The following is a 20,989-nucleotide window of genomic DNA, read 5'->3' as shown; positions in this document are numbered from 1 at the left end:
GGGCCGCTAAGCGGCCCCATTCGTTTTCAGCCGACCAACTGCTTCAGCAATGCGCCGTTGCGCTGTTGCTGCTTCTTGAGCAGCAACCGGTTGGCAACGAACACCGCCTTCAACTCCGCCAGCGCGACGCCGAAGTCATCATTGATGATCAGGTAATCGTACTCGTCGTAATGCTCCATCTCGCTGACCGCTTCCTTCATGCGCCCGGCGATGATCGCCTCGCTGTCCTGGCCACGGCCATCCAGCCGCTGGCGCAGGGCTTCCTGGCTCGGCGGCAGGATGAACACCGACAGTGCCTCGGGCATCAGTTTGCGCACCTGCTGAGCACCCTGCCAGTCGATCTCCAGGATCAGGTCGTAACCCTGGTCGAGGGTGTGCTGCAGCGCGCTGCGCGAGGTGCCGTAGAAGTTGCCGAACACCTCGGCATGCTCGAGGAAGTCGCCTTGCTCGATCAGCGCCTTGAATGTTTCGTGCACGACGAAGTGGTAGTTCACCCCGTGCTGCTCGCCCGGGCGCATGGCGCGGGTGGTGTGCGAAACCGAGACGCGGATTTGCGGGTCGTCCTGGGTCAGGGCAGTGACCAGGCTGGTCTTGCCGGCACCCGAGGGTGCCGAAACGATGTAGAGGGTGCCGCTGCTGTGATTCATGGTCGGGGTGGCCTTACTCGATGTTCTGTACTTGTTCACGCATCTGTTCGATCAATACCTTGAGGTTGACCGCCGCTTGCGTGCTGCGCGGGTCGAAAGCCTTGGAGCCTAGGGTATTGGCCTCGCGGTTGAGTTCCTGCATCAGGAAGTCCAGGCGCCGGCCAGCTGCACCGCCCGACTTGAGCACGCGACGCACTTCGGTGACGTGGGTGCTGAGGCGGTCGAGCTCTTCGGCGACGTCGCTCTTCTGCGCCAGCAGCACCATCTCTTGCTCCAGGCGCTGCGGGTCGAGTTCGGCCTGCATGTCGCCGAAGCGGTCGAGGATCTTCTGCCGCTGGGCGGCCAGCATCTGCGGCACCAGGGCGCGCAGGGTGGTGACCTCGCTGGCCATGTTGTCCAGGCGCTCGTTGATCAGCCGGGCCAGCTCCTGGCCTTCACGCAGGCGCCCGGCCTTGAGCTCGGCCAGCGCTTCGTCGAACAGCGCCATGGCTTCGGCGTTCAGGGCCTGGGGGTCGCTGGCGTCAGCGACCAGTACACCCGGCCACGACAGCACTTCCAGCGGGTTCAGCGGTGCCGGTTGCTTGATCAGGCCTGCGACCTCTTCGGCGGCGGCGACCAGTTGCGCCGCGCGCTCGCGGTCGACCTTGAGCGGCTTGCCGGTGCTGTCTTCGTTGAGGCGCAAGGTGCATTCCACCTTGCCACGCGACAGCCCTTGGCGCAGGCCTTCACGGACTGCGCCTTCGAGGTCGCGCAGGGCCTCGGCCAGGCGCAGGTGCGGTTCCAGGTAGCGGTGGTTGACCGAGCGCAGTTCCCAGACCAGGGTGCCTTGGCTGCCGGCGCGCTCGACACGAGCAAAAGCGGTCATGCTGTGCACCATGGGGAGTACCTCGCGTAGATGAATGAACGGGGGGAGCCTCTCGGCTGCAAGGCGCAGGATTGTAGCGCAGTGGGGGCTCGGCGCCCAATCCAGCCATGTTACAGAGCTGGAAATGAACAATGGGAAAAGGCGACAGGCCGTCAGGGCAGCGACAATAGGCATGTCCTCCCGGGGCCGTGAGCTCTATAATGCTCGGCAGATTCAAGTCCCAGTACAGGTATCCCAGATGAAACGTCCAAGTGGTCGCGCCGCCGATCAGCTCCGCTCGATCCGCATCACCCGCAACTACACCAAGCACGCCGAAGGGTCGGTACTGGTCGAGTTCGGTGACACCAAGGTCATCTGCACGGTCAGCGTGGAGAATGGTGTTCCCCGCTTCCTCAAAGGCCAGGGCCAAGGCTGGCTGACAGCCGAATACGGCATGCTGCCGCGCTCCACCGGCGAGCGTAACCAGCGCGAAGCCAGCCGTGGCAAGCAGGGTGGCCGCACCCTGGAAATCCAGCGCCTGATCGGCCGCTCGCTGCGCGCCGCACTGGACATGAGCAAGCTGGGTGACATCACCCTGTACATCGACTGCGACGTGATCCAGGCCGACGGTGGCACCCGCACCGCGTCGATCACCGGTGCCATGGTCGCCCTGTGCGACGCCCTGGCGGTGATCAAGAAGCGTGGCGGCCTCAAGGCCGGCAACCCGCTCAAGCACATGATCGCTGCGGTTTCCGTGGGCATGTACCAGGGCGCTGCAGTGCTCGACCTGGATTACCTGGAAGACTCCGCCGCCGAGACCGACCTGAACGTGGTCATGACCAGCGCCGGTGGTTTCATCGAAGTACAGGGCACCGCAGAAGGCGCGCCGTTCCAGCCTGAAGACTTGAATGCCATGCTCGCCGTGGCGCAGAAGGGCATGAACGAGATCTTCGAACTGCAGCAGGCTGCCTTGGCCGACTGACTGTTTCTGTAGATACGAAAAAGCCGACACTGATGTCGGCTTTTTCGTATCTGAATACAACTCAGATGGTCAACGTCCAGTCATAGTCCACGATCAGCGGCGCATGCTGCGAGAAGCGCGGCTGACGCGGCAGGCGGGCGTTACGCACGAAGCGGCGCAGGCCCGGGGTGAGGATCTGGTAGTCGAACCGGTAGCCCAGGTTGAGCATCTCGGCCTGTTCGTTGTCCGGCCACCAGCTGTACTGGTCGCCTTCACGGCTGACTTCACGCAGGGCATCCACGTAGCCCATCTCGCCGGTGATCGCGTCCATCCAGGCACGCTCCGGCGCCAGGAAGCCAGGCGTTTGCTGGCTGTCGCGCCAGTTCTTGATGTCGAGCTTCTGCTGCGCCACGTAGAACGAGCCGCAATAGATGTACTCGCGCCGCTTGCGCCGCTGTTTATCCAGGTACTTGGCGAAGTCGTCCATCAACTTGAACTTCTGGTTCAAGTCTTCGTCGCCGTTCATGCCCGAAGGCAGCAGCAGGCTGGCAATACTGACTTTGTCGAAATCTGCTTGCAGGTAACGCCCGTAACGGTCGGCTGTCTCGAAGCCCAGGCCGGTGATGACTGCCTTGGGCTGCATGCGCGAGTAAAGGGCCACGCCACCTTGGGCGGGCACCTCCGCGTCGCAGGCATAAAGGAAATAGCCATCGAGCTGGAAAGCTGGGTCGTCGAGTTCAAAGGCCGAGGCGCGGGTATCCTGAAGGCAGATGACGTCGGCATTCTGGGCTTGTAGCCAGCTGAGCAATCCACGCTCGGCCGCAGCCTGAATGCCATTTACGTTCACACTGATGATCCGCATAAATGGCCCCAAAAATCTCGTGCGTGTATGATACCCGAGCTCAACTCATTTAGCTAAATCCGTGGTGTCCGGGACTTTCCATGCAGCCGTATCAGCGCGACTTCATTCGTTTTGCCATCGACCGCGGCGTTCTGCGCTTCGGTGAATTCACCCTGAAATCGGGGCGTACCAGCCCGTACTTCTTCAATGCCGGCCTGTTCAACACAGGTTCTGCATTGGCGCAGTTGGGGCGTTGCTACGCCGCAGCCATCGTCGACAGCAAGATCCCCTTCGATGTGCTGTTCGGCCCGGCTTACAAGGGTATCCCCCTGGCGGCGACTACCGCCGTGGCCCTTGCCGACCAGCATCAGCTCGATGTGCCGTGGTGCTTCAACCGTAAAGAAGCCAAGGATCACGGCGAAGGCGGCAGCCTGGTAGGCGCACCCTTGGCCGGTGAGGTACTGATCATCGACGACGTGATCACCGCCGGCACCGCCATCCGCGAGGTCATGCAGATCATCAATGCCCAGCAGGCCAAGGCCGCTGGCGTACTGATCGCCCTGAACCGCGAAGAACGCGGCAATGGCGAGCTTTCGGCAATCCAGGAAGTGGAGCGTGACTTCGGTATCCCGGTGGTCAGCATCGTTTCGCTGACCCAGGTGCTGGAGTTCCTGGCGGACGACCCGCAGCTCAAGCAGCACCTGCCGGCAGTCGAGGCCTATCGGGCGCAGTACGGCATCTGAAAAAGCGCCGTGTTCAGGCGGCAGTAAGGCCGCCTGACGTTGCTATACCGAAGGCTGACCCTGCACGTGTACGGGGCCAAGTTTATGCTGATATGATGAGACGAATTCTCATTCACATCTGTAGCCTCCCGTGCAGCACACTTCTTCGGCAAACCACCCTCGGCATCAGGCCATCGACCAGCTCTACAGTCACCACCACGGCTGGCTGCAGGGCTGGCTGCGCAAGCGCTTGGGCAGCGCCGCCGATGCGGCGGATCTGGCCCAGGACACGTTCGTGCGGCTGCTCTGCAGAGCGCCGGGCGAGCCGCTGAACTGCACGACACCGCGCGCCTATCTGGCCACCATCGCCAATCGCCTGGCCCTCAACTTCTACCGTCGCCGCTCGCTGGAGCAGGCCTACCTGGCCGCGCTGGCGCAAACGCCAGAAGACCTCGCTCCGTCGCTGGAACAACAAGCGCTGGTGCTCGAAGCCCTCGACGAAATCGACCAGGTCCTTGCCCTGTTGCCCGCCAAAGCCCGCCAGGCGTTCCTGATGGCGCAGCTGGAGGGTTATACCCAGGAAGAGATCGCCAACCGCCTCAATCTCAGCGTGCGCTCGGTGCAGCGCCACCTTGCGCGGGCCTTTGAAGAGTGCATCGTGCTCGCCAGCCAGGGCGCGCAGCATGAGTGATACGCCCATCGACCGCCGCATCGCCCGTGAAGCGGCCCAATGGTTTGTACGCTTGCAGAACAGCAGCGCCGGCGCCGCCGAGCATGCCGCCGGCGCCGAGTGGCGGGCGCGGCACGTGGATCACGAACGGGCCTGGCAACTGGCCGAAAGGTTTGGCGGTCGAGCCCAGCAGCTTGCCGGCAGTGCCGGGCGGGTGGCGCTGGAGCGCCCACGCAGCCTGGAGCGGCGGCAGGTGCTCAAGACCCTGGCGTTGCTGATCGCCGCCGCCCCCGTAGGCCTCGCGACATACCGCGGGCTGCCGTGGCGCGAGTGGCAGGCGGACGAGCGCACGGCCACGGGGGAGCAACGCTCCCTGCAGTTGCCCGATGGCGGGCAGATTCGCCTGAACACCGGCAGCGCCGTGGATATCGCCTATGACGAGCATGTTCGACGCGTGCGCCTCATCGCCGGCGAGATGCTCGTCGAAGTACCCCATGAGCATGCCGGGCGGCCGTTCATCGTCGACACCGACGAAGCGGAAATTGCCCTGCTCGGCAGCCGCTTTGTGCTGCGTCAGTACCCCCACAGCACTTACCTTGCCGCCCTGGAGGGCGCTGCCCGGGTGCGCCCGCGGCGGTCACCGGGCGATGAGGGCCTGATGCTCCTGGCGGCCGGCTTACAGACGCACGTCAACAGCCGGGCTGCGCAGCCGCCCATGGTGCTGGCGAAAGATCGTCTCGATTGGTTGAGCCAGGTGCTGCGCGCAGAAAAGATGCGCCTCGATGACTTCATCAACGAGCTCGGCCGCTATCGACCTGGCCTGCTGCGCTGCGATCCGGCAGTGGCCGGGCTGCTGATTTCCGGCGCCTTCCAGTTGCGCGACACCGATCAGGTTCTTCGCGCCCTGAGCCAGACCCTACCGGTGAACGTGCTCTACCGCACGCCCTACTGGGTCACCCTCACCGCGCGTGCGAACGCGTGAACAGAATGCGTGTCGTGTTTTTCTCAAGCTGCGTGTCCCTCCCATAAACACATCACTTTTACAGGGCAGGGGCGAACACATGGCGACGACGCAGGGCATTCAACCACTGGCGCGGGCAGTACACGCTGCCGCACTGGGTCTGATCATCGCGGGCGGCGGCCTGGCTGCGGCATCGCTGCAGGCCGCCGAGCAAGGCGCGCGGCAGAACCGTGCCTATCAGGTGCCGGCCGGTAACCTCAGCAGTGCCCTCTCTGACTTCGCCAGCCAGGCAGGCATCACCCTGCCCATCGAGCCGGGCCTGGTGGAGGGGTTGCGCAGCCCTGGCCTGAATGGCGCCACCAGCGTGCAGGGCGGCCTGCAGCAATTGCTGCAAGGCACCGGTCTGCAAGCCTCGCCGCAAGGTAATGGCCTTTACCTGCTGACGCCGCAGGCAACGGCTGGCACAGGCCTGGAGCTGAGCGCGACCAACATTACCGGCCAAGGCCTGGCGGCGACTACCGAGCACAGCGGCTCCTATACCACCGGGGCCATGCAGACGGCCACCAAACTGCCCTTGAGCCTGCGCGAAACGCCGCAGTCGGTCAGTGTGGTCACGCGCAAGCGTATGGACGACAAGGCCATGAACAGCATCAGCGATGTGGTCAAAAGTGCGCCGGGCATTTTTCTCAGTAACTCCGGCGGTGCAGGGCGGCCCTCGTTCAGCGCCCGCGGTTTCAACGTCGACAGCATCATGTACGACGGTTTTCCTACCAGCTTCCTGACCTACCTGCCCAGCGGGGAAGCCAACCTGGCCATGTATGACCGGGTGGAGATCGTGCGCGGTGCCACCGGGCTGGCCCAGGGCGCCGGCAACCCCGGTGGCGCCATCAACCTGGTGCGCAAGCGCCCGACTCACCAATTTCAGGCCACGCTCACCGGCAGTGCCGGTAGCTGGGACGATTACACCGGCACGCTGGACGTCGGCGGTCCGCTCAATGAAAGCGGCACCCTGCGCGCACGTACCGTGGTCTCGCGGCAGGACGCCAAGAGCTTCCGTGACGCGGTGGAGAGTGACCATGAGCTGTTCTACGGCGTGGTCGACGCCGACCTGAGCGAAAGCACCACCCTGACGCTCGGTGCCTACCGGCAGAAGAACCACACCAACTATATCTGGGGCGGGTTGCCCATGGCCCGTGGCGGTGGCCATCTGGGGCTGCCGCGCGACACCTTCCTCGGCCATGACTGGGAGTATTCGGACGATCGCACCACCGGCTATTTCGCCACCCTGGAGCACGGCTTCGCCAACGACTGGTCGCTGCGCCTGGCAGCCATGCAGTCGAAGACCGACACCGATGTGCTGGCCTCTTCGGTCTGGGAATACGATCGCCATTACCTGTGGACAGAGGCCATGGAACAGAAGGAAACCGGCTATGACCTGGCGCTCAGCGGCCCCTTCCAGTTGCTCGGTCAACAGCATGACGTGACCCTGGGCGTCAGCAAGCGCCAGCTGGATTACCGCTCTGGCAAGGCCTGGAGCGCCTACATCGACGCTGGCATCAATCCCTTCGAGTGGAACCCTCGTGGGCATGCCAAGCCCGATTACGTCATTGGCCCTAACGGCCTTCCCGAAACCACCACCCAGGACAGCGTCTATGCCAGCACCCGGTTGCGCTTGAGCGAGCCGCTGTCGTTGATTCTCGGCGGCCGCGTCGACTGGTACGCGTTCGACGACAGCAAAAGCAGTGAGAACAACTACAAGATCACGCGCAACCTGACCCGCTATGCCGGCCTGGTCTACGACGTGGACACCCACCACTCGGTCTACGCAAGCTACACCGATATCTTCAAGCCGCAGACCAGCAAAGGCCTGGACAGCAAAGTGCTTGACCCGGTAATGGGTGAGAACTACGAAGTGGGTATCAAGGGCGAGTACTTTGGTGGTGCGCTGAACGCCAGCATAGCGGTGTTTCAGATCGACCAGAAAAACCGTGCCCAGGAGCTGCCTGACGCCAAAGGTTGCGGGGCGGGCCCCGCCAGCGCCTGCTACGAGGCTGCCGGGCTGGTCCGCAGCAAGGGCATCGACCTTGAAATCCAGGGCGCCCTGGCCGACAACTGGCAACTGGCCGCCGGCTACACCTACACCCAGACGAAATACGTCAGCGACGCCAACAAAGCCCGGGAGGGTGAGGACTTCGACCGCACCAAACCACGCCAGCTGTTCAAGCTGTCGACGATCTACACCCTGCCGGGTGAGTTGCAGCGCTGGCGTGTGGGCGGTGACATCTACCAGCAGAGCCGCATCCGCACCTCGGGTGGTGCCGGCGCCACTGCCTGGCAAAACCAGCAGGGCTCGTACACGGTGGTCGGCCTGGTGGCAGGCTACCAGGCCAGCGAGCAACTGGACCTACAGGTCAACCTCAACAATCTGTTCGACCGTACCTACTACAGCAGTGTGGCCAATGGCGCCTACAGCCCGTACGACATCTACGGCGACCCGCGCAATGTGAAACTGACTGCCCGCTACAGCTTCTAGGCACCTGAGCGCACAAAAAAAGGCGACCTTTGCGGGTCGCCTTTTTGGTGCCTGCCTGAACTGGCCGCTTGATGAATCAGCGTGGCTTGCGATTGGTGATCAACGTGCCCACACCGCTGTCGGTGAAGATCTCCAGCAGCACCGCATTGGGCACGCGGCCGTCGATGATGTGCGAGCTGTTCACGCCACCTTGCACCGCATCCAGTGCGCACTTGATCTTCGGCAGCATGCCGCCGTAGATGGTGCCGTCGGCGATCAGTTCGTTGACCTGCTCGGTGGTCAGGCCGGTCAGGACCTGGCCCTGCTTGTCCATCAGGCCGGCGATGTTGGTCAGCAGCATCAGCTTCTCGGCTTTCAGCGCCTCGGCCACCTTGCCTGCCACCAGGTCGGCGTTGATGTTGTACGACTCACCATTGGCACCGACGCCGATCGGCGCGATCACCGGGATGAAGTCGCCCTTGACGAGCATGTTCAGCAGGTCGGTGTTCACGCTCACGACTTCGCCGACATGGCCGATGTCGATGATTTCCGGGGTGGTCATCTCTGGCGTCTGGCGGCTTACGGTCAGCTTCTTGGCGCGGATCAGTTCCGCGTCCTTGCCGGTCAGGCCGATGGCGCTGCCGCCGTGGCGGTTGATCAGGTTGACGATATCCTTGTTGACCTGGCCACCCAGCACCATCTCCACCACGTCCATGGTCGCCGAGTCGGTGACGCGCATGCCGTCGATGAAGTGGCTTTCGATCGACAGGCGCTTGAGCAGGTCGCCGATCTGCGGGCCACCACCGTGGACCACCACCGGGTTGATGCCCACAGCCTTCATCAGCACGATGTCACGGGCGAAGCCGGTCTTGAGCTCCTCGCTCTCCATCGCGTTGCCGCCGTACTTGATCACCAGGGTCTTGCCGACAAAGCGGCGGATGTAAGGCAGTGCTTCGGACAAAACTTCGGCTACATGGGAAGCGGCATCGCGATCGAGGGTCATGCAGGGCTCCTGTAAGGAACAGATAGTCGGTCAGAACGGCAGTTGCAGCTCAGGGGCAACCCGCAGCAACTGGGCGCGGAAAACATCCTTGATACGTTGCAATTCGGCGTCGCTGTCGGCCTCGAAACGCAGCACCAGCACCGGTGTGGTGTTGGAGGCGCGTACCAGGCCCCAGCCGTGGTCGTAGTCGACCCGCACACCGTCGATGGTGGTCAGGTTGGCCGCGCCCCAGTCGGCGTCGCGTTGCAGTGCATCAATGATGCTGAATTTACCCTCGTCGGTCACATCAATATTGATTTCCGGCGTGGAAATATCGTTCGGGAACGCCGCGAACAGGCTTTCGGCGTCCTGATCGGCCTTGCTGAGGATCTCCAGCAGGCGCGCGGCACTGTAGATGCCGTCGTCGAAACCGTACCAGCGCTCCTTGATGAAAATGTGCCCGCTCATCTCGCCAGCCAGCAACGAGCCAGTCTCTTTCATCTTCTTCTTGATCAGCGAATGGCCGGTCTTCCACATCAGCGCGCGGCCGCCATGCTGTTCGATCAGCGGGGTCAGGCGACGGGTGCATTTGACGTCGAAGATGATCTCGGCGCCCGGGTTGCGCGACAGCACGTCCTGGGCAAACAGCATCAGCAGGCGGTCGGGGTAGACGATGGTGCCGGTGTTGCTCACCACGCCCACGCGGTCGCCGTCGCCGTCGAAGGCCAGGCCGATGTCGGCACCGGTCTGCTTGACCTTGGCGATCAGGTCTTCGAGGTTTTCTGGTTTGCCAGGGTCTGGGTGGTGGTTGGGGAAGTTGCCGTCGACCTCGCAGAACAGCGGGACGACTTCGCAGCCGAGTGCTTCGATCAGTTGCGGGGCGATAACGCCGGCCGCGCCGTTGCCGCAGTCCACCACCACCTTGAGCTTTTTCGAAAGCTTCACGTCGGCGATGATCTGCTGGTAGTAGCGCTCGAGAATCTCGACCTTCTGCACGCTGCCTTCGGCACGGGTCAGGTCGTTGGTTTTCAGGCGGGTCAGCAGGGCTTGGATCTGTTCGTTGGCCAGGGTGTCACCGGCGATGACGATCTTGAAGCCGTTGTAGTCCGATGGGTTGTGGCTGCCAGTCAGCATCACACCCGATTTGCCGGCCAGCACGTTGGCGGCGTAATACAGCGCCGGGGTCGGCACCAGGCCGACGTCGCTGACCTGGCAACCGGCGTCGGCCAGGCCTTTGATCAACTGCTCGACCAGCATTGGGCCAGACAGGCGGCCATCGCGGCCGACAGCGATCTGTGGCTCGCCCTGGGCGAGGGTCTGGGCGCCGATGGCGCGGCCGATCCAGTAGGCGGTTTCGGCGTGGAGGGTTTTGCCGACCACGCCGCGAATGTCATAAGCGCGGAAAATGCTGTCCGGCAGTGCGGGGACCAGCTGGGCCATTTCGTTCATCTCTGGAAGCTCCATTAGTCAAAGGCTGTCTGGGCAGGCGCAAACTGAACGCTTGGACGGTGGTTTCGCCAGAGAGTTCGCCATCCTTGGCCTGAACGGTCAGCTGTCGGCTCAGTGGCTGCCGGAGTGGCCGAAGCCGCCAGTGCCACGCTGGCTTTCGTCGAAGGCCTCGACGATGTCGAAATGCGCCTGCACCACCGGCACCAGCACCAATTGGGCGATGCGCTCGCCAATGGCGATGGTGAATGGGGTGTTGCCGCGGTTCCAGCACGACACCATCAGCTCGCCCTGGTAGTCCGAGTCGATCAGGCCGACCAGGTTGCCCAGCACGATGCCGTGCTTATGGCCCAGGCCCGAGCGCGGCAGGATCATGGCCGCCAGGCCCGGGTCGCCGATGTAGATCGACAGGCCGGTGGGGATCAGCAGGGTCTGGCCTGGCTCGAGGACAGTGTCCTCCTTGAGCAGGGCGCGCAGGTCCAGCCCGGCGGAACCCGGGGTGGCGTACTGCGGCAGGGGGAATTCGGTGCCCAGGCGTGGGTCGAGGATCTTGGCTTGAAGAGCGTGCATGTAACTTATTGAACCTGGTTGAGCCGTTCGGCGATGAAGGCGACCAGTTGCCGGGCGATCTTGCCCTTGCTGGTCTGCGCAAAGAGGGTCTGGTGCTGCTGGCGATCGATCACGGTCAAGGCGTTTTCTTCGCTGTTGAAGCCGATGCTGGGGTTGGCCACATCATTGGCGACGATCAGGTCGAGGTTCTTGTCCTTGAGCTTGCGCGTGGCGTAATCGAGCAGGTGTTCGGTCTCGGCGGCGAAGCCGACACTGAACGGGCGGTCGCTACGGCCAGCAATGGTTGCAAGGATATCGGGATTGCGCACCATCTGCAGCAGCATGCCGTCGCCGGTCGTAGGATCTTTCTTGAGTTTTTGCGCAGCAACGACCTCTGGCCGGTAGTCCGCGACGGCCGCCGAGGCAATGAACAGGTCGCAGGGCATGGCCGCTTCACAGGCCGCGAGCATGTCGCGCGCGCTGACCACGTCGATCCGGTTGACCCGGTCGGGCGTGGGCAGGTGCACCGGGCCGGTGACGAGGGTCACCCGAGCACCGGCCTCGGCGGCCGCTTCGGCCAGGGCGAAGCCCATCTTCCCGGAGCTATGATTGGTGATGTAGCGCACCGGGTCGATGTTTTCCTGGGTCGGGCCGGCGGTGATCAGCACGTGTTTGCCGGTCAGCGTTTGGCGCTTGAAGCTTTCGGCGGCGCACCAGGCCAGGTCGGTGGCTTCCAGCATGCGGCCAAGGCCTACGTCGCCACAGGCCTGGCTGCCGGAAGCCGGGCCGAATACCTGGATGCCGCGGCTTTTGAGCAGGTCGAGATTGGCCTGGGTGGCCGGGTCGCGCCACATGGCCTGGTTCATGGCCGGGGCCACGGCAACGGTGGCGTCGGTGGCCAGTATCAGGGTGGTCAGCAGGTCGTCTGCCATGCCTTGGGCCATGCGCGCCATCAGGTCGGCAGTGGCGGGGGCGATGAGCACCAGGTCGGCCCACTTGGCCAGCTCGATATGGCCCATGGCCGCTTCGGCGGCGGGGTCGAGCAGGTCCATGTGCACCGGGTGGCCGGACAACGCCTGCAGGGTCAGCGGGGTGATGAACTCTGCACCGCCACGGGTCATGACGACGCGCACCTGCGCGCCGTGCTCCAGGAGTCGGCGGATCAGCTCGGCGCTTTTGTAGGCGGCAATGCCGCCACCGACGCCGAGAACGATGCGCTTGTGATACAGCCGCTGCATAGGCTTTTGCCTTTTTCCAGTGAAAGCGGGCGGCGACAAGAACTGCCTGCGGCAGAACGTCGCATGTACGAGGCGAACTAGATTAACACAGGGCCCAAACGTGCCGCAGCAGGACCAAGGAGCAGGGATGAGTATCAGGGAATGGCCGGCTGAAGAGCGGCCGAGGGAGAAGCTGCTGTCGCGTGGCGTAGCGGTGTTGTCGGATGCCGAGCTGGTGGCTGTGCTGCTGGGTTCGGGGGTTGCTGGGCGTAATGTGATGGACCTGGCGCGAGGGTTGCTGGTGCGCTTTGGTGGCCTGAGGCAGTTGCTCGATGCCGATCGCCAAGCCGTTTTGCGCGAGCCTGGCCTCGGCCCCGTGAAGTACGCCCAGTTGCAGGCCTTGCTGGAGATTGGCCGGCGTTACCTGGATGAGGGTATCGAGCGCACGCCTGCGCTGGAAAGCCCGGTGGCGGTGCGGCGTTACCTCAAGGCCATGCTGCGGCATGAGGCCAGTGAGGTGTTTGGGTGTTTGTTTCTGGATACCAAACATCGGCCGCTGGCGTTCGAAATCCTGTTCAGGGGCACGATCGACCGGGCCAGTATCTATCCGCGGGAAGTGGTGCGCCGGGCGTTGCTGCACAACGCGGCGGCAATGATCTTGTGCCACAACCATCCGTCGGGCAACAGCGAGCCAAGCCAGGATGATGTGCACATGACGCTAGCGCTCAAGCGAGCGCTAGGGCTGATCGATGTGCGAGTGCTGGACCACGTCATCGTGGGTGACGGCGAGCCGTTGTCGATGGTGGAACAGGGGTGGATCGTTGCCTAGGTGCTGCGGTGCATGTGCCGGCCTCTTCGCGGGTCAAGCCCGCTCCCACAGGTACTTCACTGTTCTCAAGGGCAGTGACATCCCGGTGGGAGCGGGCTTGACCCGCGAAGAGGTCGGCACAGGCAGTTGCACCCTCAGCGGGTCACCGAAACCTTGCTGAAATCCAACCGCCCGAACGGGCTCACCTGGTACCCCTCGACCCCCTGGCGCAGCAAGGTGGCCGCCGTGGGGTGCGCCAGCGGCACCCACAGTGCCTGCTGCTGGATCAACGTCTGCGCCTGCTGGTACAAGCGGCTGCGCACGCTCTGGTCGTTGGTGGTGCGGCCAGCATTGATCAACTGGTCAAGGCGGCTGTCGCAGAACCGCGCGAAGTTGGTCCCTGATTTCACTGCAGCACAGGAAAACTGCGGGCTGAGGAAGTTATCCGGGTCACCGTTGTCACCCGCCCAGCCCATGAACAGCAAATCATGCTCGCCGGCCTTGGCGCGGCGGATCAGCTCGCCCCATTCGATCACCCGGATCTCGGCCTTGATGCCGATCTTGCCCAGGTCGGCTTGCAGCATCTGCGCCCCAAGGCTGGGGTTGGGGTTGAGCAGGCTGCCCGACGGGCGGGTCCAGATCGTGGTGCTGAAGCCCTCTGGCAGGCCTGCTTTGGTCAGCAGGGCCTTGGCCTTTTTCAGGTCCATGGGGTAGCCAGGCAGGTCCTTGGCGTAGCTCCAGGTGTTGGGCGGGTAGGGGCCGTTGGCGGCCGTCGCGGTGCCTTCGAACACGGCCTTGAGGTAGGCCTGCTTGTCGAAGGCCAGGTTGATGGCCTGGCGCACCTCTGGCTTGTCCAGCGGCGGGTGTGCGCTGTTGATGGCGACGAAGGCGGTCATGAACGCCGGCGTGCTGGCGACCTGGAGGCTGCCATCCTTGCTGGCTTCAGCGATATCCAGCGGTTTGGGCGACAGGGCGACCTGGCATTCGTTGCGCTTGAGCTTCTGCAGGCGCACGTTGGCATCGGTGGTGATGGCGAAGATCAGCGGGTCGACGCCAGGCTTGCCAGCGAAGTAGTCGGGGTTGGCGCGGTAGCGCACCACGGCGTCCTTCTGGAAGCGCTGGAAGACGAACGGCCCGGTGCCGATCGGCTGGCTGTTGAGCTTTTCCGGGGTACCTGCCTTGAGCAGCTTGTCGGCATATTCGGCAGAATAGATCGAGGCAAAGCCCATGCTCAGGGTGGCCAGGAACGTGGCATCCGGGTGGGCCAGGGTGAAGCGCACGGTCTGCGGTTCAGGGGCGTCGATCGACTTGATCAGGTTGCCCAGTTGCAGCGATTGTGCGTGCGGGTAACCGCCCGGGGCGGTCTTGTGCCAGGCGTGGGCCGGGTAGAGCATGCGCTGGAAGCTGAACAGCACATCGTCGGCGTTCAGCGCGCGGGACGGTTTGAAGTAGGCAGTGGTGTGAAACTTCACGTCATCGCGCAGCTTGAAATCGTAGATCAGGCCGTCGGCCGACACCGTCCAGCTCGCCGCCAGGCTGGGTACTACCTTGCCCTGGGCCGCATCGAACTCCACCAGGCGGTTCATCAGCACGTCGGCCGAGGCGTTGGTGGTGGTCAGCGAGTTGTACTGGACCACGTCGAAACCTTCGGGGCTGGCTTCGCTGCAAACACTCAGCGCGGCTGCCTGGGTGACGCCTGCGGTAAACAGTGAGGTGAACAAGAGGGAAAGGGCGGCGGCACGCATCGTGACTCCTTGGCTGTCAGTGGCCCATCTGCCAGTGCAGTCTGGAAACGTCCTACCCTAGTGCGCCCGCCTGCAAATGACCACACCCTTTTTTACAAATTCGGCGACGAGTGGTCGACGCCTGACGGGGCCTGCCGCTATGCTGCCCCGGCGCACTCGGCGTCGTGTCAATATTCATCATATGTTGTTGCAGCCGAGTCTTTCTGGTATAAAGCAGCGCTCTTTTCTAGGGGCTCGGCCTGTCGCATCAGCGGATCCGGTCGATAAGACCTCCAGAATCACGGCGCCTGGCGCCAAAGACTGAGAGATTAAGCGGCCAACCCATGCCGGGTTGGGCATGTGGTTTTAGAGGGCTGAGTCATGTCGAGAGTCTGTCAAGTTACTGGTAAGGGTCCAGTAACCGGGAACAACATTTCCCACGCAAACAACAAAACCCGTCGTCGTTTCCTGCCGAACCTGCAGCACCACCGTTTCTGGGTTGAGTCCGAGAAGCGTTTCGTGCGTCTGCGTGTTTCCGCCAAGGGCATGCGTATCATCGACAAGCGCGGCATCGACGCCGTTCTGGTTGACATCCGTAAAGCTGGCGCCAAGGTTTAAGGGAGAACATCATGCGTGAATTGATCCGTCTGGTTTCGAGTGCCGGTACCGGCCACTTCTACACCACCGACAAGAACAAGCGCACCACCCCGGACAAAATCGAGATCAAGAAATATGATCCGGTTGTTCGTAAGCACGTGGTGTACAAGGAAGCCAAGATCAAGTAATTGATCGGCGACCTGAAAAAAAACCCGCATCCGAAAGGATGCGGGTTTTTTTATGGCCTTCGCTCGGTCAGCCGAAGCTGAACCCCTTAATCAGGCCGTTGGCATCGGTCCTGATGTGCACCCGGTTGATATCGTATTCGAGGGTGGACATCTCATTGGGGCCTACCACACGAGTGCGGCCGGTGAGTGCGCTGATGGTGGCTTTAACCCCAGGCTCGTAAGGCGTATCGACCAGATGGGCGAGGGCTTGCAAGGCTTCATCGTTGTTCATGCTTGGTATCCTTCTGAAGTAAATGGCCCGGTGTGGGCAGGGCCATCCTCACGCATGCCAGCTGGCCGGCTGTGTTACATAGTTATTTCTGCTCGAACATTACATAGATCTTGCGGCAAGGCTCCAGCACTTCCCAGGTGCCCTTGAAGCCTGCCGGGATGACGAACCGATCACCGGCACGCAGGGTCTTGGCGCCGCCGTCCTGGTCACGCAGCACCGAAACACCCAGCACGATCTCGCAGTACTCGTGTTCGGTGTAGTTGACCGTCCACTGGCCGACTTCACCTTCCCAGACGCCCGCGGCGAACTGGCCGCACGGGCTGGCGTAGTGGTTGTAGACGGCCTGGTCCGGCTCGCCTTTGAGGATTTTCTCTGCCGCCGGGCGGTAGCGTTCGGCCTCGGTAAGAACCTGGGCGAAGTCGATGATGCTGGCGATGCTCATGGTGCGGCTCCTGTTGTTGTTTAATAAAATGAACATCAGTAGGCGTTTAGGCCTTTCGTGTCAAATATATTGATAGTTTACACGGCCTGGTTTAGGGTATCGCTTGCCCGTGTGCGCTCGTCGCCCGGCCAGAATTTCTGACAACGCCAGTGAGTCCTCAGTGCGGCGTTGCACCTAAACAAGAGGAGGAGTTTCGTATGACCACCCTGACTCGTGCGGACTGGGAACAACGTGCCCAGCAACTGAAGATCGAAGGCCGTGCCTTCATCAACGGCGAATACACCGACGCCGCCTCCGGTGAAACCTTCGAGTGCCTGAGCCCGGTCGACGGACGCTTCCTGGCCAAGGTCGCCAGCTGCGACCTGGCCGACGCCAACCGTGCTGTCGAGAACGCCCGCGCCACCTTCGATTCCGGTGTCTGGTCGCGCCTGGCGCCGGCCAAGCGCAAAGCCAAGCTGATCCGCTTCGCCGACCTGCTGCGCAAGAACGTCGAAGAGCTGGCGCTGCTTGAAACCCTGGACATGGGCAAGCCGATCGGCGATTCCTCGAGCATCGACGTCCCAGGTGCGGCACAAGCCCTGCACTGGAATGCCGAAGCTATCGACAAGGTTTACGACGAAGTCGCGCCGACGCCGCATGACCAGCTCGGCCTGGTAACCCGTGAGCCGGTGGGTGTGGTCGGCGCCATCGTGCCGTGGAACTTCCCGCTGCTGATGGCATGCTGGAAGCTCGGCCCAGCCCTGGCCACCGGTAACTCGGTAGTCCTGAAGCCGTCCGAAAAATCGCCACTGACCGCCATCCGCATCGCCCAGCTGGCCATCGAAGCCGGCATCCCGGCCGGTGTGCTGAACGTGCTGCCAGGCTACGGCCACACAGTAGGCAAGGCCCTGGCCCTGCACATGGATGTCGACACGCTGGTGTTCACCGGTTCGACCAAGATCGCCAAGCAACTGATGATCTACGCTGGCGAATCGAACATGAAGCGTATCTGGCTGGAAGCCGGTGGCAAGAGCCCGAATATCGTCTTCGCCGACGCGCCAGACCTGCAAGCTGCCGCCGAAGCCGCCGCCAGCGCCATCGCCTTCAACCAGGGCGAAGTCTGCACCGCAGGCTCGCGCCTGCTGGTCGAGCGTTCGATCAAGGATACCTTCCTGCCTATGGTGGTCGAGGCCCTCAAAGGCTGGAAGCCTGGCAACCCACTGGACCCGCAGACCACCGTCGGCGCGCTGGTCGACACCCAGCAGATGAACACCGTGCTGTCGTACATCGACGCCGGCCACAAGGACGGCGCCAAACTGCTGGCTGGTGGCAAGCGCATCCTCGAAGAGACCGGCGGCACCTACGTCGAGCCGACCATCTTCGACGGCGTGACCAACGCCATGAAGATCGCCCAGGAAGAGATCTTTGGCCCAGTATTGTCGGTGATTACCTTCGACACTGCCGAAGAAGCCATCGCCATCGCCAACGACACGCCGTATGGCCTGGCCGCCGGCATCTGGACCTCGGACATCTCCAAGGCCCACAAGACCGCCCGTGCCGTGCGCGCTGGCAGTGTCTGGGTCAACCAGTACGACGGCGGCGACATGACCGCACCGTTCGGCGGCTTCAAGCAGTCGGGCAACGGCCGTGACAAGTCGCTGCATGCGCTGGAGAAGTACACCGAGCTGAAGGCGACCTGGATCAAGCTGTAAATCGCTGGGGCCGCGCTGCGGCCCATTCGCGGGGCAAGCCCGCTCCCACAGGCTCACCACTGATTTCAGAATCTCGGTGATGAGCTTGTGGGAGCGGGCTTGTTCCGCGAGTGGGCCCAAGAAAATCCAACAGGAAGAACACATGCGCTGGGGCACCTACTTCGCCGTACTGGCATCCGTACTCAGTGTCGGCCTGGCGCTCGGCGTGAGCATGCCGCTGGTGTCCCTGCGCCTGGACGGGTGGGGCTACGGCAGTTTTGCCATCGGCGTCATGGCCGCGATGCCTGCCTTGGGCGTATTGCTGGGCGCCAGCCTGGCCAGCCGCCTGGCCGGGTGGGTCGGCGTGCCCTCGGCGATGCGCCTGTGCCTGTGGGGCGGTGCGCTGTCGATCGGCCTGCTGGCGCTGCTGCCCAGCTACCCGCTCTGGCTGGCTCTGCGCCTGCTGATCGGCATGTCCCTGACCGTGGTGTTCATCCTTGGCGAAAGCTGGATCAACCAGCTGGTGGTCGAGCAATGGCGGGGCCGGCTGGTGGCGCTGTATGGCAGCAGCTATGCCTTGAGCCAACTGGCCGGGCCATTGGTGCTGGGCTTTCTCGGCTCGGACGACGATTTCGGTTTCTGGGCCGCGACCGCCTTGCTGTTGCTGGCACCCCTGGTGCTGTTGGGGCGCGGCGGGGCGCCTACCACCGAAGCGTACAGCGTCACTTTCCGCGACCTGTTCGCCTTCTGCCGGCGCCTGCCGGTGATCGCCTGGGCGATTGCCCTGTTCGCTTCGTTCGAGGCGATGATCCTGACCTTGCTGCCGGTCTACTGCCTGCAGCAAGGGTTCACTACCGAGATTGCACTGTTCATGGTGAGCACCGTGGTGGTGGGCGATGCGGTGCTGCAATTACCCATCGGCGCATTGGCCGACCGCATGTCGCGGCGCACCCTGTTCAGCGGTTGTGCGGTGACCTTGCTGTGCTCAAGCCTGGCGATACCGCTGTTGCTGCACACGCCGGTGATCTGGCCGCTGTGGGTGCTGTTCGGGGCCAGTGCCGGTGGCCTGTTCACCTTGTCGCTGGTGTTGATCGGCGAGCGCTATCGGGATGATGCGCTGGTGCGGGCCAATGCCCACGTGGCGCAGTTGTGGGGCATTGGTTGCCTGCTTGGGCCGCTCTTGGCGGGGGCCGGGAGCCAGTGGATCAGCGGGCATGCGTTGCCGTTGCTGATGGCTGTGGGGGCGGCGGGGTTGGTGGTGTTGATTCGGCGGCGGGGGGCTTTCGAGCCGGCTTCGGCTTGAGCATGTATGGGGCCGCTTTGCGGCCCTTTCTGAACGGTCGGGCGGCGCCTAAAGGGCTGCGATCACAGCATCTTTTCAAGGCCGACGGCCTTGCTGACCCAGGCGTTGAACCGTCGCCACATCCCGCCAGGCTCGGACGTCAGTATCCGCTGCTTGCCGTCTTCTTCAGTCACCCACACCAGTTTGTCACCCCGCAACTGCGGCTGGTAGCTCAGCGCCGGGGCCATACCCTGCACCGCCAGCGCGCGCGTGTATTCGGCCAGTTCCGGGCTGTCCACCAGCACACCGACTTCGGTATTCCACAGCACCGATCGCGGGTCGAAGTTGAACGAACCGATGAAGGTCTTGCGCCGGTCGAACACGATCGCCTTGCTGTGCAGGCTCGAATCCGAACCGCCATGGAAGCTCAACCGCCCGGCACTCGGGTCACCCGGCTGGCGGCGTAATTCATACAGCTTCACGCCATGTTCGAGCAGCGCCCGGCGATACGGCGCATAGCCGCCGTGCACCGCAGGTACGTCGGTCGCTTCCAGCGAGTTGGTCAGCAGTTTGACCGAGATGCCGGCATCGGCGTTGTGGGTCAGGTACAGCAAGCCCGATTCACCGGGCACGAAATACGCCGACACCAGGATCAGCTCGTGGCGAACGTTGTTCAGGTCGGGGGCCAGTTGCTGGGTCAGCAACAGTTGCGGGTCTGGCTCGTCATTGGCCAGGACCTTGCTCGGCGCATCCCACAGGGCCTGGCTGTGCGCCCAGATCAACTCGTTGCGCCACACATCCAGGCGCGGCTGCGACTGGTAGGCCATCAAGCGGTCATACAAGGCCTTGCGTCGCGTACGCGCCTCGGCCAGGGAAACTTCCAGGCGATGGCGGCTGGCGTGCAGGTCGTGGGCATCGGGCTGGCGCCAGAGGAAATCGCCGATGGGGCGGCTCAGGGCGCTGTTCCAGTACTGGTCGAAACTGTGGCCAAGTTGTTCGGCCACCGGGCCCACGCCCAGCAGGTCGATGTCGGTGAAGTTGAGGTTGGGTTCGGCATCGAAGTATTCGTCGCCCAGGTTGCGCCCGCCGACGATGGCCATGCTGTTGTCCACCAGGAACAGCTTGTTGTGCATGCGCCGGTGCTGGCGCGACAGGTTGAACAAGCGGCCTACCGCACGCGTCACCCCGGTGCTACGCCCCAGGTGCAGCGGGTTGAAGACGCGAATCTGGATGTTCGGGTGGGCGTCGAGGGTACCCATGATGGTGTCCAGGCCGTCGCTGGTGGTGTCGTCGAGCAGAATGCGCACGCGCACGCCGCGGTCGGCGGCACGCAACAGTTCATGGACCAGCGCACGGGTGCTGAGGCCGTCATGAACGATGTAGTACTGCAGGTCGATGCTGGCCTGGGCGTTGCGGATCAGCTCGGCGCGCGCGCGAAACGCCTCGTTGCTGTTGGGCAGCAAACGAAAGCCCGAACGGCCCTCGTAGGGCGCAGCCTGGCGCAGCACCGAGCGGCCGAAAGCTGAGTCTTTGGCCGGCAGCGCCTGGCTGACTTCGCGGGGGATGTCGACGCTTGCGCAGCCTGCGAGGCCGCACAATAGCGTCAGCAGAAGCGGCAGAGCTCGCTGCAATCTCAAGGTAAGCGTGTCCTGTAC

The 20,989-nt window shown here is 63.3% G+C and carries 20 protein-coding genes and 1 pseudogene; 10 read left to right on the top strand and 11 right to left on the bottom strand.

Annotated features, from left to right (window positions below; all coding sequences use genetic code 11):
* Positions 1 to 26: 26 nt before the first annotated feature.
* Both gmk and LJX93_RS26530 read right to left on the bottom strand, forming a co-directional pair.
* The gene (gene gmk / locus LJX93_RS26535; protein WP_047582551.1) at positions 27 to 647 is read right to left on the bottom strand and encodes a guanylate kinase; all 621 of its coding nucleotides are present in this window, start codon (positions 645 to 647) and stop codon (positions 27 to 29) included.
* Positions 648 to 660: 13 nt separating this feature from the next.
* Positions 661 to 1,524, bottom strand: a complete 864-nt coding sequence (locus tag LJX93_RS26530; RefSeq protein ID WP_033702312.1) for a YicC/YloC family endoribonuclease — start codon at positions 1,522 to 1,524, stop codon at positions 661 to 663.
* A gap of 226 nt (positions 1,525 to 1,750) precedes the next feature.
* On the opposite strand from LJX93_RS26530, the gene rph reads away from it, so the two are divergent.
* A complete protein-coding gene (rph, locus tag LJX93_RS26525) occupies positions 1,751 to 2,473 on the top strand; it encodes a ribonuclease PH (protein ID WP_033702311.1) in 723 nt (240 codons plus the stop codon).
* Positions 2,474 to 2,534: 61 nt separating this feature from the next.
* Here rph and LJX93_RS26520 read toward each other — a convergent pair whose 3' ends face one another.
* Positions 2,535 to 3,314: an exodeoxyribonuclease III gene (locus tag LJX93_RS26520; RefSeq protein ID WP_033702309.1), complete on the bottom strand. Its 780-nt coding sequence runs from the start codon at positions 3,312 to 3,314 to the stop codon at positions 2,535 to 2,537.
* Positions 3,315 to 3,394: 80 nt separating this feature from the next.
* On the opposite strand from LJX93_RS26520, the gene pyrE reads away from it, so the two are divergent.
* From pyrE to LJX93_RS26500, 4 genes are all read left to right on the top strand, one after another.
* Complete coding sequence (gene pyrE, locus LJX93_RS26515) at positions 3,395 to 4,036, top strand: orotate phosphoribosyltransferase (protein ID WP_016394033.1); 642 nt, start codon at positions 3,395 to 3,397, stop codon at positions 4,034 to 4,036.
* 130 nt (positions 4,037 to 4,166) lie between these two features.
* Positions 4,167 to 4,706, top strand: coding sequence for a sigma-70 family RNA polymerase sigma factor (locus LJX93_RS26510; RefSeq protein WP_052040640.1), 540 nt, complete (start codon positions 4,167 to 4,169; stop codon positions 4,704 to 4,706).
* Positions 4,699 to 5,667 (top strand): FecR domain-containing protein, encoded by a 969-nt coding sequence (locus tag LJX93_RS26505; protein ID WP_156309976.1) that lies wholly within the window; start codon positions 4,699 to 4,701, stop codon positions 5,665 to 5,667. Before LJX93_RS26510 ends, LJX93_RS26505 begins: the two co-directional genes overlap by 8 nt.
* Before the next feature lie 79 nt (positions 5,668 to 5,746).
* A complete protein-coding gene (locus LJX93_RS26500; RefSeq protein WP_227696597.1) occupies positions 5,747 to 8,179 on the top strand; it encodes a TonB-dependent siderophore receptor in 2,433 nt (810 codons plus the stop codon).
* Between the two features lie 76 nt (positions 8,180 to 8,255).
* Here LJX93_RS26500 and argB read toward each other — a convergent pair whose 3' ends face one another.
* The 4 genes and pseudogenes from argB to coaBC all read right to left on the bottom strand — a co-directional run bounded on the left by argB (position 8,256) and on the right by coaBC (position 12,373).
* Positions 8,256 to 9,161 (bottom strand): acetylglutamate kinase, encoded by a 906-nt coding sequence (gene argB / locus LJX93_RS26495; RefSeq protein WP_027592158.1) that lies wholly within the window; start codon positions 9,159 to 9,161, stop codon positions 8,256 to 8,258.
* A gap of 30 nt (positions 9,162 to 9,191) precedes the next feature.
* A pseudogene (locus LJX93_RS26490) lies at positions 9,192 to 10,565 on the bottom strand (phosphomannomutase/phosphoglucomutase); the annotation flags it as partial.
* A 135-nt stretch (positions 10,566 to 10,700) separates the two neighbouring features.
* On the bottom strand, positions 10,701 to 11,156 hold the full coding sequence (dut, locus tag LJX93_RS26485) for a dUTP diphosphatase (protein WP_027592160.1): 456 nt from the start codon (positions 11,154 to 11,156) through the stop codon (positions 10,701 to 10,703).
* 5 nt (positions 11,157 to 11,161) lie between these two features.
* On the bottom strand, positions 11,162 to 12,373 hold the full coding sequence (gene coaBC, locus LJX93_RS26480) for a bifunctional phosphopantothenoylcysteine decarboxylase/phosphopantothenate--cysteine ligase CoaBC (protein WP_033702301.1): 1,212 nt from the start codon (positions 12,371 to 12,373) through the stop codon (positions 11,162 to 11,164).
* A 127-nt stretch (positions 12,374 to 12,500) separates the two neighbouring features.
* Here coaBC and radC point away from each other — a divergent pair, with 127 nt between their 5' ends.
* On the top strand, positions 12,501 to 13,181 hold the full coding sequence (gene radC / locus LJX93_RS26475; protein WP_047582561.1) for a RadC family protein: 681 nt from the start codon (positions 12,501 to 12,503) through the stop codon (positions 13,179 to 13,181).
* Between the two features lie 134 nt (positions 13,182 to 13,315).
* Here radC and LJX93_RS26470 read toward each other — a convergent pair whose 3' ends face one another.
* Complete coding sequence (locus LJX93_RS26470; protein ID WP_033702297.1) at positions 13,316 to 14,905, bottom strand: ABC transporter substrate-binding protein; 1,590 nt, start codon at positions 14,903 to 14,905, stop codon at positions 13,316 to 13,318.
* Between the two features lie 360 nt (positions 14,906 to 15,265).
* On the opposite strand from LJX93_RS26470, the gene rpmB reads away from it, so the two are divergent.
* Together rpmB and rpmG are read left to right on the top strand one after the other, a co-directional pair.
* A complete protein-coding gene (gene rpmB / locus LJX93_RS26465; RefSeq protein ID WP_003253504.1) occupies positions 15,266 to 15,502 on the top strand; it encodes a 50S ribosomal protein L28 in 237 nt (78 codons plus the stop codon).
* Between the two features lie 11 nt (positions 15,503 to 15,513).
* A complete protein-coding gene (rpmG, locus tag LJX93_RS26460; protein WP_003253507.1) occupies positions 15,514 to 15,669 on the top strand; it encodes a 50S ribosomal protein L33 in 156 nt (51 codons plus the stop codon).
* A gap of 67 nt (positions 15,670 to 15,736) precedes the next feature.
* Here the strand turns inward: rpmG and LJX93_RS26455 are convergent, their stop codons facing one another.
* The gene (locus LJX93_RS26455; RefSeq protein ID WP_033702296.1) at positions 15,737 to 15,940 is read right to left on the bottom strand and encodes an I78 family peptidase inhibitor; all 204 of its coding nucleotides are present in this window, start codon (positions 15,938 to 15,940) and stop codon (positions 15,737 to 15,739) included.
* Between the two features lie 82 nt (positions 15,941 to 16,022).
* Positions 16,023 to 16,382, bottom strand: coding sequence for a cupin domain-containing protein (locus LJX93_RS26450; protein ID WP_033702294.1), 360 nt, complete (start codon positions 16,380 to 16,382; stop codon positions 16,023 to 16,025).
* A gap of 197 nt (positions 16,383 to 16,579) precedes the next feature.
* Between LJX93_RS26450 and LJX93_RS26445 the strand changes: the two genes are divergently transcribed.
* Positions 16,580 to 18,073 carry an aldehyde dehydrogenase gene (locus LJX93_RS26445; RefSeq protein WP_033702292.1) on the top strand — a complete coding sequence of 498 codons (1,494 nt, stop codon included), beginning with the start codon at positions 16,580 to 16,582 and terminating at the stop codon, positions 18,071 to 18,073.
* 142 nt (positions 18,074 to 18,215) lie between these two features.
* Positions 18,216 to 19,355 carry an MFS transporter gene (locus tag LJX93_RS26440; protein WP_033702291.1) on the top strand — a complete coding sequence of 380 codons (1,140 nt, stop codon included), beginning with the start codon at positions 18,216 to 18,218 and terminating at the stop codon, positions 19,353 to 19,355.
* Positions 19,356 to 19,417: 62 nt separating this feature from the next.
* On the opposite strand, the gene LJX93_RS26435 is transcribed toward LJX93_RS26440, so the two are convergent.
* The gene (locus LJX93_RS26435; protein ID WP_033702288.1) at positions 19,418 to 20,971 is read right to left on the bottom strand and encodes a phospholipase D family protein; all 1,554 of its coding nucleotides are present in this window, start codon (positions 20,969 to 20,971) and stop codon (positions 19,418 to 19,420) included.
* Positions 20,972 to 20,989 lie beyond the last annotated feature (18 nt).

This window comes from Pseudomonas sp. HN2-3, from assembly GCF_020691745.1.
Taxonomy (GTDB): Bacteria; Pseudomonadota; Gammaproteobacteria; order Pseudomonadales; family Pseudomonadaceae; genus Aquipseudomonas; species Aquipseudomonas capeferrum.
This window is presented reverse-complemented; position numbering and strand designations above follow the sequence as displayed.

Excerpts from the sequence above, each read along its gene's own strand:
- gmk (WP_047582551.1), bottom strand. The coding sequence starts at position 647 with ATGAATCACAGCAGCGGCACCCTCTACATCGTTTCGGCACCCTCGGGT.
- LJX93_RS26530 (WP_033702312.1), bottom strand. The coding sequence starts at position 1,524 with ATGGTGCACAGCATGACCGCTTTTGCTCGTGTCGAGCGCGCCGGCAGC.
- rph (WP_033702311.1), top strand. The coding sequence starts at position 1,751 with ATGAAACGTCCAAGTGGTCGCGCCGCCGATCAGCTCCGCTCGATCCGC.
- LJX93_RS26520 (WP_033702309.1), bottom strand. The coding sequence starts at position 3,314 with ATGCGGATCATCAGTGTGAACGTAAATGGCATTCAGGCTGCGGCCGAG.
- pyrE (WP_016394033.1), top strand. The coding sequence starts at position 3,395 with ATGCAGCCGTATCAGCGCGACTTCATTCGTTTTGCCATCGACCGCGGC.
- LJX93_RS26505 (WP_156309976.1), top strand. The coding sequence starts at position 4,699 with ATGAGTGATACGCCCATCGACCGCCGCATCGCCCGTGAAGCGGCCCAA.
- LJX93_RS26500 (WP_227696597.1), top strand. The coding sequence starts at position 5,747 with ATGGCGACGACGCAGGGCATTCAACCACTGGCGCGGGCAGTACACGCT.
- argB (WP_027592158.1), bottom strand. The coding sequence starts at position 9,161 with ATGACCCTCGATCGCGATGCCGCTTCCCATGTAGCCGAAGTTTTGTCC.
- dut (WP_027592160.1), bottom strand. The coding sequence starts at position 11,156 with ATGCACGCTCTTCAAGCCAAGATCCTCGACCCACGCCTGGGCACCGAA.
- coaBC (WP_033702301.1), bottom strand. The coding sequence starts at position 12,373 with ATGCAGCGGCTGTATCACAAGCGCATCGTTCTCGGCGTCGGTGGCGGC.
- radC (WP_047582561.1), top strand. The coding sequence starts at position 12,501 with ATGAGTATCAGGGAATGGCCGGCTGAAGAGCGGCCGAGGGAGAAGCTG.
- LJX93_RS26470 (WP_033702297.1), bottom strand. The coding sequence starts at position 14,905 with ATGCGTGCCGCCGCCCTTTCCCTCTTGTTCACCTCACTGTTTACCGCA.
- rpmB (WP_003253504.1), top strand. The coding sequence starts at position 15,266 with ATGTCGAGAGTCTGTCAAGTTACTGGTAAGGGTCCAGTAACCGGGAAC.
- rpmG (WP_003253507.1), top strand. The coding sequence starts at position 15,514 with ATGCGTGAATTGATCCGTCTGGTTTCGAGTGCCGGTACCGGCCACTTC.
- LJX93_RS26455 (WP_033702296.1), bottom strand. The coding sequence starts at position 15,940 with ATGAACAACGATGAAGCCTTGCAAGCCCTCGCCCATCTGGTCGATACG.
- LJX93_RS26450 (WP_033702294.1), bottom strand. The coding sequence starts at position 16,382 with ATGAGCATCGCCAGCATCATCGACTTCGCCCAGGTTCTTACCGAGGCC.
- LJX93_RS26445 (WP_033702292.1), top strand. The coding sequence starts at position 16,580 with ATGACCACCCTGACTCGTGCGGACTGGGAACAACGTGCCCAGCAACTG.
- LJX93_RS26440 (WP_033702291.1), top strand. The coding sequence starts at position 18,216 with ATGCGCTGGGGCACCTACTTCGCCGTACTGGCATCCGTACTCAGTGTC.